The following is a 12,024-nucleotide window of genomic DNA, read 5'->3' on the forward strand; positions in this document are numbered from 1 at the left end:
GGCCGGCGGGGTGCCGGTGGACGAGCCGTTGCTGTTGCGCGGGCCGTTCTGACGCCCCTGGGATTGGCCACGAGGAGCACCTGCGCCCGCCGCGCCCTGTGCCGGTGCGCCAGGACGACGTCCGCGACCCTGGGCGGGTTTCTGCTGCGGCACGTAATCGACGCGGTTGCCGAAGTTATCGATATCGTCGTCCAGGAACTCGTCCGGTGCGCGATCGGCAGCGGCACGTGGTGCCGGGCGCTGCTGTTCACGGGCCGGGGTACCTTCGCGAGGCTTGTGCTCGCGAGCCGGGCGTTCGCCGCGACTGGTGCTGGCCGATTTTTCCTTGCCCTTGTCCTTGCCTTTGTCTTTACGGCCGCCGCCACCACCGCCGCCGCCATTTGGACCGTCACCGCGAGGGCCACGGGCATTGCGTGGGTTGCGCACGTCCGGACGTTCACGCACTTCAGGCTTCTCGGCCTCGATGGTGCTGGCATCGAAGCCCATCAGGTCGCCATCGGCGATTTTCTGCTTGGTCATGCGCTCGATGCTTTTGAGCAGTTTCTCTTCGTCCGGCGCGACCAGCGAGATCGCTTCGCCCGAACGGCCGGCCCGGCCAGTACGACCGATACGGTGTACGTAGTCTTCATCGACGTTCGGCAACTCGAAGTTGACCACGTGGGGCAACTGGTCGATGTCCAGACCGCGAGCGGCGATGTCGGTGGCAACCAGAATGCGCACTTCGCCGGCCTTGAAGTCGGCCAAGGCCTTGGTGCGGGCGTTCTGGCTCTTGTTACCGTGGATCGCCACGGCCGGCAGGCCATGTTTGTCCAGGTACTCGGCCAGACGGTTGGCGCCGTGCTTGGTGCGGGTGAACACCAGGACCTGTTCCCAGGCGCCGGCGGTAATCAGGTGCGCCAACAGGGCACGCTTGTGGCTGGCCGCCAGGCGGAACACACGTTGTTCGATGCGCTCGACCGTGGTGTTTGGCGGTGTGACTTCAATGCGTTCCGGGTTGTGCAACAGCTTGCCGGCCAGGTCGGTGATGTCCTTGGAGAACGTCGCCGAGAACAGCAGGTTCTGACGCTTGGCGGGCAGGCGGGCCAGCACTTTCTTCACGTCATGGACAAAGCCCATGTCGAGCATGCGGTCGGCTTCGTCCAGCACGAGGATTTCCACGTGGGACAGATCGACGCTGCCCTGGCCGGCCAGGTCGAGCAAACGACCCGGACAGGCCACCAGCACGTCGACGCCACGGGCCATGGCCTGGACCTGAGGGTTCATGCCAACGCCGCCGAAAATGCAGGCACTGACGAATTTCAGGTCGCGAGCATAGATCTTGAAGCTCTCGTGTACCTGGGCCGCCAGTTCGCGGGTAGGGGTCAGGACCAGGACGCGCGGTTGGCGCGGGCCGTGACGCTGGGATTTGTCTGGGTGACCGTTGGGGAAAAGCCGCTCCAGGATAGGGAGGGCAAAACCACCGGTTTTACCAGTGCCTGTCTGCGCCGCGACCATCAGATCGCGACCTTGCAACACGGCGGGGATGGCCCGCTGTTGCACCGGGGTAGGCTGGGTGTAGCCGGCAGCCTCGATGGCGCGGACTAAAGCCTCGGAGAGACCGAGGGAAGCAAAGGACATGAGTAATCCTGTTTTAGTGAGGGCCTGGCCCAATGGGATAGTCTTGCCGGGCGCGAATGACGTTCAACAAAAAGACGTCATCCCGTCCGGTCCTGCCGAGTCTGGAAGGCAGGTCCGGACAGGGCTCGCGCGGGCTGGAAGCTGCGCTGTAGCGGTGTCGGGATGCCTTTTGCAAGACCGGGCGTCCGGGCGTGAGCCTGGCGGGAAGGCCGGAGTATAACAGAGCAAACGCCGTGCGCCGCTTTCCTGCTGCTCAACGGTTTATTTCAACGCTGCACCGGGCTGGACGGTTTGGTCCTGGCAGACGGAACGGCGCCATAGCGGGCGATCAGCTCGGCATAGGCCGGTTCGCGCTTGAAGCGCTTGAGCTCGGCGCTGAAGCGCTGCACCAGCAGATCCATCCCGGCGTTGCGCCGCACCGCCAGGTATTGGCTTTGACGGCTCACAACCACGGGGTTTTCGGTGATCTGGTCGCCCAGTTGCATTTGCTTGAGTACGTGCCGACCCACCCGGCGGTCGGTGATGAGCAGGTCAATCCGGCCCAGTTGCAACTTGCCAAAGTTGGCTTCATGGGTGGGTGCCGTCTCACGTTTGAACAGGGGCGATTCTCTGAAGGCCTGGCTGTACAGATAACCGGGCGAGGTGCCCACGGTCAGGCCGACCAAGTCATCGAGCGTGCGAAAGGGATGGGGGCGGGCGTTGGCGTAGAACATCACGAACTCCACGTCCGAGAGCGGTTCGCTGGGGTAAAGCAGCATGGCGTCGCGTTCGTTGCTGTGGAAAATGTCCAGCGCACCGTCCGCCAGGCCCTGCTCAAGCATCGCCAGGCAACGTTTCCACGGCAGCAGTTGCCATTGCACATCAATGCCCAGGCGCTTGAACACAATGGCGGTGGTTTCGTAGTCGAGTCCCAGGACCTGGCCGTTCTCTTCGTAGACATAAGGCGCCCAGGGTTCGGTGACAATGCGCAACTTCTCGGCCCGGGCATCCATGCTCAGGTACAGGAGGACAAAGGTGGTCAGTAACCGGGTGATGAAGGGCATGGCCTGAGGTTACGACGAGAGCTCATCAAATAGCTAGAGCCCTCTGGCCCGCGGTCTGGTCGTCTTTCGACATAGGACGAACGAAAAAGCCTTGGTTTTCGCCAAGGCTTTTATACACCGCCGAACTAAGTCATTAACGCGGCAGCTTGAGGTTATTCCATACCGCGAGGCTGGGCTCGGCCTGGTTCAGGGTATAGAAATGCAGCCCCGGTGCCCCGCCTTGTAACAAGCGTTCACACATTTGTGTGATGACTTGCTCTCCGAAGCTTTGGATGCTGGATGTGTCGTCGCCGTAGGCTTCCAGCTGCTTGCGGATCCAGCGTGGGATTTCTGCCCCGCAGGCGTCGGAAAAACGCGCGAGTTTGCTGTAGTTGGTGATTGGCATGATCCCCGGCACGACAGGAATGTCGACGCCCATCTTGCGTACGCGGTCGACAAAGTAGAAGTAGCTGTCAGCGTTGAAGAAGTACTGGGTGATCGCGCTGTTGGCGCCGGCGTTGGCCTTGCGTACGAAGTTGAGCAGGTCGTCTTCGAAGTTGCGTGCCTGGGGGTGCATCTCTGGGTAGGCCGCCACTTCGATATGGAAGTGCTCACCGGTTTCTTCACGAATGAATTCAACCAGGTCGTTGGCGTGGCGCAGTTCGCCGCTCGCCATGCCCATACCCGAGGGCAGGTCACCGCGCAGGGCCACGATACGGGTGATGCCGGCAGCCTTGTACTGGCTCAACAGGCTGCGCAGATCGGCTTTGCTGTCACCCACGCAGGACAGGTGCGGGGCGGCGGGGATTTTGACTTCACTTTCGAGCTGCAACACGGTGTTGATCGTGCGGTCACGGGTCGAACCGCCAGCGCCATAGGTGCAGGAGAAGAAGTCGGGGTTGTAGCTCGCCAACTGACGGGCAGTGGCGATCAGTTTTTCATGCCCAGCATCGGTCTTCGTCGGGAAGAACTCGAAGCTGTAGCGACGGTCTTGGGACATGGTCATATCCTTGGAAACTCGTAGGCCGGTGAGGCTTGCATATCCCTTGCGGGAGCGGACTCATGTGGGAGCGAGCCTGCTCGCGATTGGCATCACCTCGGTCTGACAGTCAGATCGAGGTGTCTGCATCGCGAGCAGGCTCGCTCCCACAGGTCCGCTCCACCAAGGAGGCAGCGCCGATCAGTACCGGTAGGCGTGGGGCTTGAACGGGCCTTCGACGGTCACGCCGATGTAGTCAGCCTGTTGCTTGGTCAGTTTGGTGACCACGCCGCCGAAACCGCGGACCATTTCCAGGGCCACTTCTTCGTCGAGTTTCTTGGGCAGCACTTCCACGGTCAGGCGCTCGGCTTTCTGGGCTGGCGACAGGTCGGCGTATTTCTGGCCGAACAGGAAAATCTGCGCCAGGACCTGGTTGGCAAACGAGCCGTCCATGATGCGGCTTGGGTGGCCGGTGGCGTTGCCCAGGTTCACCAGGCGGCCTTCGGCCAGCAGGATCAGGTAGTCATCGTTCTGTGGGTCGAAGCTGCCGGCGCCGGTGCGATGCACCTTGTGGACCTGTGGCTTCACTTCTTCCCACGCCCAGTTCTTGCGCATGAAAGCGGTGTCGATTTCATTGTCGAAGTGGCCGATGTTGCAGACCACGGCGCGCTTTTTCAGGGCCTTGAGCATGTTCGCGTCGCAGACATTGACGTTACCGGTGGTGGTCACGATCAAATCGATCTTGCCCAGCAGCGCTTTGTCGATGCTTGCTTCGGTGCCATCGTTGTTACCGTCGATGAACGGCGAAACCAGCTCGAAGCCGTCCATGCAGGCCTGCATGGCGCAGATCGGGTCAACTTCGGACACCTTGACGATCATGCCTTCCTGGCGCAGGGACTGAGCCGAGCCCTTGCCCACGTCACCGTAGCCGATCACCAGCGCCTGCTTGCCCGACAGCAGGTGGTCGGTACCGCGCTTGATGGCGTCGTTGAGGCTGTGACGGCAGCCGTACTTGTTGTCGTTCTTGCTCTTGGTCACCGAGTCGTTGACGTTGATGGCCGGGATTTTCAGTTCGCCCTTGGCCAGCATGTCCAGCAGGCGGTGTACGCCGGTGGTGGTCTCTTCGGTCACGCCGTGGACGTTGTCCAGTACGGCTGGGTATTTCTTGTGCAGCAGTTCGGTCAGGTCGCCGCCGTCGTCAAGAATCATGTTGGTGGCCCATGGCTGGCCATCCTTGAGGATGGTCTGCTCCAGGCACCATTCGTATTCCTCTTCGGTCTCGCCCTTCCAGGCAAATACCGGGATACCGGCAGCGGCAATGGCGGCAGCGGCCTGGTCCTGGGTCGAGAAGATGTTGCAGGACGACCAGCGCACTTCGGCACCCAGGGCAACCAGGGTTTCGATCAGCACGGCGGTCTGAATGGTCATGTGGATGCAGCCGAGGATCTTCGCGCCCTTGAGCGGTTGCTCGCCGGCGTATTTGCGACGCAGACCCATCAGGGCTGGCATTTCGGATTCGGCGATGATGATTTCGCGACGACCCCAGGCAGCCAGGGACATGTCAGCGACTTTGTAATCGGTAAAATCTGCAGGCGTGATAACAGCGCTCATGAAGAGCCTCCATTCGTAATGTATGCGAATGGGCGCCGTTGTGCGTTTAGTGTCCGTGCGGGGAGCCCCGTACAAACAACGCCCCATCCGAGCCTGACAGGTCGAACCTGCTGCAGCGCCCCTCGGACAGGTGGCGGGAACGGTCCAAAGCGAGGACCGAGGTAAAGCGGTGGCGATTATAACGGGCTAATCGGATCTTCCAAAGGGTTTCTGTCGGCAAATCAAAATTGCCGATGATCGTTATTGGGACCCCGACATAGAGCCACGCTGCCCGGTCTGCCATGATGCAGGCATCCATCGGCCAGACGCTCAGGAGTGAACATGAATTTCCACACCCGCAAGTGGGTCAAGCCCGAAGACCTCAACCCCAACGGCACGCTGTTTGGCGGCAGTCTGTTGCGCTGGATCGACGAGGAAGCGGCGATCTATGCCATTGTCCAGCTCGGCAACCAGCGTGTGGTTACCAAATACATCTCCGAAATCAACTTCGTCAGCGCTTCGCGCCAGGGCGACATCATCGAACTGGGCATCACCGCCACCGAATTCGGCCGCACCTCGATCACCCTGACCTGCGAAGTGCGCAACAAGATCACCCGTAAAAGCATCCTCACCGTGGAGAAGATGGTCTTCGTCAATCTTGGGGAAGATGGCCTGCCGGCGCCGCACGGCCGGACCGAGATCAAGTACGTCAAGGATCAGTTCCAGGACGATATTGCCAGTGCATGAGATCGGCGGCGTCGCCAATCGCGCGCAGGCTCGCTCTCACATGGACTTGCGGTCGGTCGCAGCATTGTTGTCTACCACCCATCCCTTGTGAGAGCGAGCCTGCTCGCGACGGCAGTGCTACAAGCGCCTGGATTTGACCCGCCACTGAACAGCTCCGAAGGCCGCGTGTCGTAGGTACATCACGCCACCGGTTCAGGAGCTCCATGGACACTCGTAAAGACGGCAAGACACCTGATCTTTCGGCACAGGAAAAGCACGAAGTCGACCGCAATCAGCCACCGCGGGCCGCAGTGCTGCATGAAATTATCCGGACCCAGGGCAATCAGGAACTGGAGCGCAGTGTCGCCGCGCTTTGGTGGTCGGCCCTGGCCGCCGGGTTGACCATGGGCCTGTCGCTGATGGCGATGGGGCTGCTCAATTCCCGCTTGCCCGAGGGTGAAGCCTTCAAGGTGATCGCCAGCTTCGGCTACTGCGCCGGTTTTCTCGCGGTGATTCTTGCCCGCCAGCAGCTATTCACCGAAAACACCTTGACCGCCGTGCTGCCCATCATGAGCAAACCCACCTTGGGCAACTTCGGCCGTCTGTTCCGCCTGTGGGGGGTGGTGTTGGTGGGGAACCTGTGCGGGACCTTGCTGGTGGCCTATGTGATGCTGCATCTGCCGATTTTCGACCGCCGCACCGATATGGCTTTTCTGGAGATCGGTCGCAAGGTCATGGAAAACGACACTGGCCAGATGTTCGCCAAGGGCATCATTTCAGGCTGGATGATCGCCACCATGGTCTGGATGATCCCGTCCATGGAGAGCGCCAAGATGTGGATCATCATCCTCATCACCTATCTGATGGCGCTTGGGGATTTCACCCACATTGTCGTCGGCTCGGCCGAAGTGTCCTATCTGGTGTTCGCCGGCCAGCTGTCGTGGGCGGACTTCTGGATGGTGTTCGCCGGGCCGACCCTGGCAGGGAATATCATTGGTGGCAGTTTCATCTTTGCGCTGCTGAGTCATGCCCAGGTGCGGAGCGAGACCGGCCAGCCTAGTCGACCACACCCACCAGGGCGTCCTGACGACGCTGACGGTAGATAAAATACAGTGCTGTCAACACGGTCAGCCCGCCCACCAGAGCGCCGGTCCATGGCAGGTCCGCCAGGTCGGCGCCGCTGGCCACCACCAGGCCGCCAATCCAGGCACCCGCCGCGTTGCCAAGGTTGAACGCGCTCTGGTTCAGGGTCGAGCCCAGGTTCGGCGCTTCTTGGGCCTGGTCGATGATCAGCAATTGCAGGATCGGACACAGTGCGAAGGCGAACACACCCCATAGGACCAGGGTAATAGCTGCAGGAACCACCGACCGGCTGGTCTGGCTGAACGCGGCCAGCACCAGCACCACCGCCAGGGCCATGGCTACCAGCGAAGGCAGCAGGCGCCGGTCCGCCAGCCGTCCGCCGAGGAAACTGCCCGCTGTCAGGCCGACACCGAACAGCAGCAGCATGAGCGTGATGCCGTGGGGGCTGACTCCCGTGATGTCCTGCAGGATCGGCGCGATGTAGGTGAACACGCTGAACAGGCTGGTGGAGGCCAGCACGCTCATGCCCAGGGCCAGCAGCACGTTGGCCTTGCCCAGCACTCTGAACTCGCTGGCCAGATTGGCCTTCTCCATGGGAATTTCCCGGGGCAGCCAGACCCATTGGGCAAGGGCGGCAATGATCCCGATGACCGATACCGCCCAGAAGGTCGAGCGCCAGCCGGCATATTGGCCCAACGCAGTGCCCAAGGGCACGCCCAGCACATTGGCCAGGGTCAGTCCTGTGAACATCATCGCAATGGCCTGGGCCCGTTTGTTCGGTGTCACCAGTCCGGCCGCGACCACCGAGCCGATCCCGAAGAATGCCCCGTGGCACAGTGCGGTGATGACCCGGGCGGCCATCAGCGTGGCGTAGTTCGGCGCCAGGGCGCAGAGCACGTTGCCGACGATGAACATCAGCGTCATGCCCAGCAGCGTTGCCTTGCGCGGCATGTTGGCGGTGCCGATGGCCAGGATCGGCGCGCCGAACACCACGCCCAGGGCGTACCCGGTAATCAGCAGCCCGGCCTGGGGAATGCTCACGGCCAGATCACGGGCGACATCGGGCAACAGCCCCATGATGACGAATTCGGTGGTGCCGATGCCAAAAGCGGAGACGGCCAAAGCAAGCAAGGCGAGTGGCATGCGCAAAGTCTCTGTCTGTAGTCTTGACGCTCTGATCAGGCATACGCATGCCGATGCGCCGGTTCGGATGAAACGGGGCAGCAGCAAAATTATTGGAATTGGTTTATGCGCAACTGAGTGCGGCGTGGTCGTTTGCAGTATAAACGGGCGCTGATGGATGGCGAATCAATTCTCTGGACGCAATAAGGAGCTTGCTGTGCTGGCAACGGCCTTGGTATTGGTCGCCGCGCTGTTGCATGCGGCATGGAATACGCTGATCAAGTTCAGTGGCGAGCGTTTGCTGGTGGTGGCGTGCATGGACAGCGTCGCGTTGCTGTTCGTGGTGCTGGTGCTGGGCTTCGTGGCGTTGCCACCGCTGGAGATCTGGCCGTGGATCCTGGCGTCGGCGGCATTCGAGCTGTTGTACCGCTATCTGTTGATCCAGGCGTATCGGGTGGGTGACCTGGGGCTGGTCTATCCGCTGATGCGTGGTCTGTCGCCATTGGTGGTGCTGGCTTTGACGTTGATCTTCGCCGGAGAAGTGCTGACAACCCATCAGATCATCGGCATCTTGCTGATCCCGTTCGGCATGCTGTGCCTGTTGTGGCAGGGCGGTGGTGGCGAACGGTTGCCCTGGTCGATGCTACCGGTGGTGGCGCTGATCGGCCTGTGCATCGGCTGCTACACCTTTATTGACGGCCATGCCCTGCGGCGCTGGCCCCGGCCACTGGATTACCTGGCCTGGGTCACGCTGCTCAGTGCCTGGCCCTTTCCGTTGCTGGCGCTGGTGCGCAAACGACCTGCGTTCATGCTGTTCTGGCGTGAACAGTGGCGGCTGGGGCTGGCGGTCGGGTTTTGCGTATTGTTGAGCTACGCTCTGGTGCTGTGGGCCATGCAACTGGGCTCGATTGCCGAAGCGGCTGCGCTGCGGGAGATCAGCGTGATCCTGGTGGTGTTGTTTGGCATGCGCTACCTGAAAGAACCTTTCGGCCGGCCGCGGCTCTTAGCCTGCGGGCTGGTGCTGATTGGCATGTTGGTGATGAAATTCTGACCAGTGCCTCGATTCTTGTTTTTCTATAACACTCAAAGAAGGAACTGCTTCATGACGGTTGCCCTGTGGTGCATTTTGATTGCCTTTCTCCTGCCTTACCTGTGCATTGCGATCGCCAAGGCCGGTGGAAAATACCGGTTGAGCGACAACCACGACCCTCGGGATTTTCTGGACTCGCTCGAAGGAGCCCCCCGGCGTGCATACGCCGCGCAACTGAACAGCTTTGAAATCGCCCCGTTTTTCGCCGCTGCCGTGATTGTCGCGCACCTGGCCGGCAATGCCGAGCTTGTGACCATCAACGTGCTGGCGGTGCTGTTTATCACCAGTCGTCTGCTGTACATCATCTGCTATCTGGCGGACTGGGCGATCTTGCGTTCGCTGGTGTGGTTCGTGGGGGTAGGGTTGGTGTTGAGTTTCTTCTTCGTTTCGGTCTGAGCCTGGCGGTTGAGTCCCGTTGTCTGTGCTGGCCCCATCGCGAGCAGGCTCGCTCCCACAGTTGATCTCCAGTGGACACATGTTTTGTGTACGACTAGATCCAATGTGGGAGCGAGCCTGCTCGCGATGGCGCCGGTACAGTCAGCCCATTTCTCAGGGATTGGCGGTGACCGTATTGGCAACCTGCGGCACCTGCGGCAATGCCATGCCCTTGGGCCACAGCATCCAGATCTGCCCCTGTTGTTTCATATCCCCGGCCAGGTTTCCCGCTGCTTCGCCGGTGCCCCAGAACAGATCCGCCCGTACTTCGCCGGCAATTGCGCCGCCGGTGTCCTGAGCCGCGACCGGGCGGTTCAATGCACTGCCGTCAGGGCGGGTGGTGGACAACCACAACAGGCTTCCCAGAGGAATCACCTTGCGATCCACCGCCACGCTGTAGCCGGCGGTCAGCGGCACATTCAGTGAGCCCCGCGGCCCTTCGTTGCTGTCGGGGTTGCGGTTGAAAAACACGTAGCTGGGGTTGCTGCCCAGTAATTCGGGAATCCGGTTCGGGTTGGCTTTTGCCCAGGCACTGATGGTGCCCATGGTCACCTCTTCTTTCTTCAGTTCGCCCTGTTCGACCAGCCAGCGCCCGATGGGCCGGTAGGGGTGGCCGTTCTGGTCGGCATAGCCGATGCGCAACTGGCGGCCGTCATCGAGTCGAATGCGGCCCGAGCCCTGGATTTGCAGGAATTGCAGGTTCATCGGGTCTGTCAGCCAGGCGATCACCGGAGCCTTCACCCCGTTGGTTTCGATGGTGGCCGCGTCGTCGTAGGGCTTGAGCACTCGGCCTTCGAGGCGACCGCGCAGGCGCTTGCCCTTGAGCTCGGGGTAAATACTGTCCAGCGACACGATGATCATGTCCTCCGGCACCCCGTACACCGGGATGTTGGCGCTGGCAGTCTGGGTGAGGCTGCCGGGGTAGACCGGTTCGTAATAACCGGTAATCAGACCGTTGGGGCTGTTGTCACCCGAGCGCAGGCCGTAGACATCCAGGTTCTGCTTCAGAAAGTTGCGCACATCTACAGCGGTCAGCGGCACATTGGCCGCCGCCGCGCAGGTGGCACCCCACACCGCGTCGGCCTTGAGCCGGTTGCAGGCGCTGCGCCAGGAGCCAAAGCCCGCCAGCAGGTCTTCGTCGGACACCGATGGCAAGGCTTCCCACGGTGCGCTGACATAAGTAGCGACGGCGTGAGTCTGGGGCTCTTCGGCTTTGTCGCCGCGATTGCAACCGGCCAACAGCGCGATAAGCGGTAGGGTCAGCGCCAGGCCTTTGTGCCAGGTCTTGAAACTGTGCATGAGATTTCCTTGCCGGTCGTACGGACGCTCCAGGCGTCCAGACAACCCGTATTGATAATAGGGCTATTGGTCTTTGCCGATGACCCGAGGATACTAACCGCCGTTTCCTGCTCCGAGGCCAAGATGTTTGTAAAACGATTTTCCATGGCCGTGCTGGCCTGCCTGATGTTGTCCGCCTGTGGCGGTGTCGATCCCAATTCCCCGCTGGGCCAACGCAAAGCGATCTTCAAGCAGATGCTCAAGACCAACGAAGAGCTCGGTGGCATGCTGCGCGGTCGCATCCCGTTCGACGGCCCGCGCTTTGCCGAGGGCGCGGTGCAACTTGATCAACTGTCCCGCGAGCCGTGGAAGCATTTCCCGCAAGTGCGTGAAGAAGACCACACCAGTGCCCGGGATGAGGTCTGGCAAAAACAGGCGCGTTTCCAGGAGCTGACCCGCAGCCTTGAAGCCGCCACCGGTGAGTTGGTAACCGCCAGCAAGGTCCAGCCGTACAGGGCCAGCAACCTGGGGCCTGCGGTGCAGAAAGTAGAGGACGCGTGCAGTGCCTGCCATAAAGAGTTTCGGGATTATTGAGTAGGGGCAGCTGCAAGTTTTTAGCTGCAAGCTGCAAGTGTGAAGCTTGGGGCTTGCAGCTTGAAACTTGAAACTTGCCGCTTATTTATCCAACTCATCCACCGCTTCCTGCAACTCTTTGCGCGAAGCCGCCAGCTTGTCCTTGCGTTTGTTGATCCGCTGCGCGTCGCCTTTTTTCATGGCTTTGTCCAGATCGGCCTGACGCTGGTTGACTTCGTGCTTGGCTTCAAGAACCTTGTTTTCACGTTCCTTGCGCAGGGACGCGTCGGTGCAATGGGTGGTGACCTGGCTTAATGCTGTTTCCAGGCCGGCTTGCTGGTCTTTGTTGTCGCGGGACTTGGCCAGCTCGATTTGATTGATGATGCCCTGGCGCTTGGCTGCGCAGCCGGTGAGCTCCGGTGTTTGCTCGGCTGCCATCAGGGGGGCGGCCATAGCGCTGCATAGTGTCAGCAGTGCGATAGGAGACAGGAAATTCATAGCAACTCCGT

At 61.1% G+C, this 12,024-nt stretch carries 12 protein-coding genes and 1 riboswitch; of the genes, 5 read left to right on the plus strand and 7 right to left on the minus strand.

The genetic code is table 11. The annotated features are described in order from the left end of the window. The 4 genes from T3A99_RS25685 to ahcY form a co-directional block, all read right to left on the minus strand. Window positions 1-1,617, minus strand: a 1,617-nt coding sequence (locus T3A99_RS25685; protein ID WP_322834939.1) for a DEAD/DEAH box helicase, incomplete at its 3' end; no start/stop codon positions are given. A gap of 266 nt (window positions 1,618-1,883) precedes the next feature. Beyond that, window positions 1,884-2,660, minus strand: a complete 777-nt coding sequence (locus T3A99_RS25690; protein WP_107323034.1) for a substrate-binding periplasmic protein — start codon at window positions 2,658-2,660, stop codon at window positions 1,884-1,886. A 133-nt stretch (window positions 2,661-2,793) separates the two neighbouring features. Further along, entirely contained in the window at window positions 2,794-3,639 is an 846-nt protein-coding gene (gene metF / locus T3A99_RS25695; RefSeq protein ID WP_047230426.1) for a methylenetetrahydrofolate reductase [NAD(P)H], read from the minus strand. Window positions 3,640-3,819: 180 nt separating this feature from the next. Then, window positions 3,820-5,229, minus strand: coding sequence for an adenosylhomocysteinase (ahcY, locus tag T3A99_RS25700; RefSeq protein WP_076383373.1), 1,410 nt, complete (start codon window positions 5,227-5,229; stop codon window positions 3,820-3,822). Window positions 5,230-5,252: 23 nt separating this feature from the next. After that, window positions 5,253-5,359, minus strand: a riboswitch (S-adenosyl-L-homocysteine riboswitch). Window positions 5,360-5,550: 191 nt separating this feature from the next. Between ahcY and T3A99_RS25705 the strand changes: the two genes are divergently transcribed. Both T3A99_RS25705 and T3A99_RS25710 read left to right on the plus strand, forming a co-directional pair. Further along, window positions 5,551-5,955, plus strand: a complete 405-nt coding sequence (locus T3A99_RS25705) for an acyl-CoA thioesterase (protein ID WP_047230424.1) — start codon at window positions 5,551-5,553, stop codon at window positions 5,953-5,955. A 203-nt stretch (window positions 5,956-6,158) separates the two neighbouring features. Then, window positions 6,159-7,040: a formate/nitrite transporter family protein gene (locus T3A99_RS25710; protein WP_322834940.1), complete on the plus strand. Its 882-nt coding sequence runs from the start codon at window positions 6,159-6,161 to the stop codon at window positions 7,038-7,040. On the opposite strand, the gene T3A99_RS25715 is transcribed toward T3A99_RS25710, so the two are convergent. Further along, entirely contained in the window at window positions 6,991-8,160 is a 1,170-nt protein-coding gene (locus T3A99_RS25715) for an MFS transporter (RefSeq protein WP_322834941.1), read from the minus strand. The genes T3A99_RS25710 and T3A99_RS25715 overlap by 50 nt on opposite strands. Before the next feature lie 196 nt (window positions 8,161-8,356). On the opposite strand from T3A99_RS25715, the gene T3A99_RS25720 reads away from it, so the two are divergent. Beyond that, entirely contained in the window at window positions 8,357-9,190 is an 834-nt protein-coding gene (locus tag T3A99_RS25720; protein WP_047230421.1) for an EamA family transporter, read from the plus strand. A 51-nt stretch (window positions 9,191-9,241) separates the two neighbouring features. Further along, on the plus strand, window positions 9,242-9,625 hold the full coding sequence (locus tag T3A99_RS25725) for an MAPEG family protein (protein WP_047230420.1): 384 nt from the start codon (window positions 9,242-9,244) through the stop codon (window positions 9,623-9,625). A gap of 153 nt (window positions 9,626-9,778) precedes the next feature. Here T3A99_RS25725 and T3A99_RS25730 read toward each other — a convergent pair whose 3' ends face one another. Continuing rightward, window positions 9,779-10,963, minus strand: a complete 1,185-nt coding sequence (locus T3A99_RS25730; protein ID WP_047230419.1) for a murein transglycosylase A — start codon at window positions 10,961-10,963, stop codon at window positions 9,779-9,781. 123 nt (window positions 10,964-11,086) lie between these two features. On the opposite strand from T3A99_RS25730, the gene T3A99_RS25735 reads away from it, so the two are divergent. Next, complete coding sequence (locus T3A99_RS25735) at window positions 11,087-11,536, plus strand: cytochrome c (RefSeq protein ID WP_322834942.1); 450 nt, start codon at window positions 11,087-11,089, stop codon at window positions 11,534-11,536. Window positions 11,537-11,617: 81 nt separating this feature from the next. On the opposite strand, the gene T3A99_RS25740 is transcribed toward T3A99_RS25735, so the two are convergent. Then, window positions 11,618-12,013 carry a DUF1090 domain-containing protein gene (locus tag T3A99_RS25740; protein WP_047230417.1) on the minus strand — a complete coding sequence of 132 codons (396 nt, stop codon included), beginning with the start codon at window positions 12,011-12,013 and terminating at the stop codon, window positions 11,618-11,620. Window positions 12,014-12,024: the final 11 nt, after the last annotated feature.

This window comes from Pseudomonas sp. N-137 (genome assembly GCF_034555295.1).
In the GTDB taxonomy this organism is placed as follows: domain Bacteria; phylum Pseudomonadota; class Gammaproteobacteria; order Pseudomonadales; family Pseudomonadaceae; genus Aquipseudomonas; species Aquipseudomonas rhizophila.

Excerpts from the sequence above, each read along its gene's own strand:
- T3A99_RS25730 (WP_047230419.1), bottom strand. The coding sequence starts at position 10,963 with ATGCACAGTTTCAAGACCTGGCACAAAGGCCTGGCGCTGACCCTACCG.
- T3A99_RS25740 (WP_047230417.1), bottom strand. The coding sequence starts at position 12,013 with ATGAATTTCCTGTCTCCTATCGCACTGCTGACACTATGCAGCGCTATG.
- T3A99_RS25690 (WP_107323034.1), bottom strand. The coding sequence starts at position 2,660 with ATGCCCTTCATCACCCGGTTACTGACCACCTTTGTCCTCCTGTACCTG.
- T3A99_RS25705 (WP_047230424.1), top strand. The coding sequence starts at position 5,551 with ATGAATTTCCACACCCGCAAGTGGGTCAAGCCCGAAGACCTCAACCCC.
- T3A99_RS25710 (WP_322834940.1), top strand. The coding sequence starts at position 6,159 with ATGGACACTCGTAAAGACGGCAAGACACCTGATCTTTCGGCACAGGAA.
- T3A99_RS25725 (WP_047230420.1), top strand. The coding sequence starts at position 9,242 with ATGACGGTTGCCCTGTGGTGCATTTTGATTGCCTTTCTCCTGCCTTAC.
- T3A99_RS25715 (WP_322834941.1), bottom strand. The coding sequence starts at position 8,160 with ATGCCACTCGCCTTGCTTGCTTTGGCCGTCTCCGCTTTTGGCATCGGC.
- metF (WP_047230426.1), bottom strand. The coding sequence starts at position 3,639 with ATGTCCCAAGACCGTCGCTACAGCTTCGAGTTCTTCCCGACGAAGACC.
- ahcY (WP_076383373.1), bottom strand. The coding sequence starts at position 5,229 with ATGAGCGCTGTTATCACGCCTGCAGATTTTACCGATTACAAAGTCGCT.
- T3A99_RS25735 (WP_322834942.1), top strand. The coding sequence starts at position 11,087 with ATGTTTGTAAAACGATTTTCCATGGCCGTGCTGGCCTGCCTGATGTTG.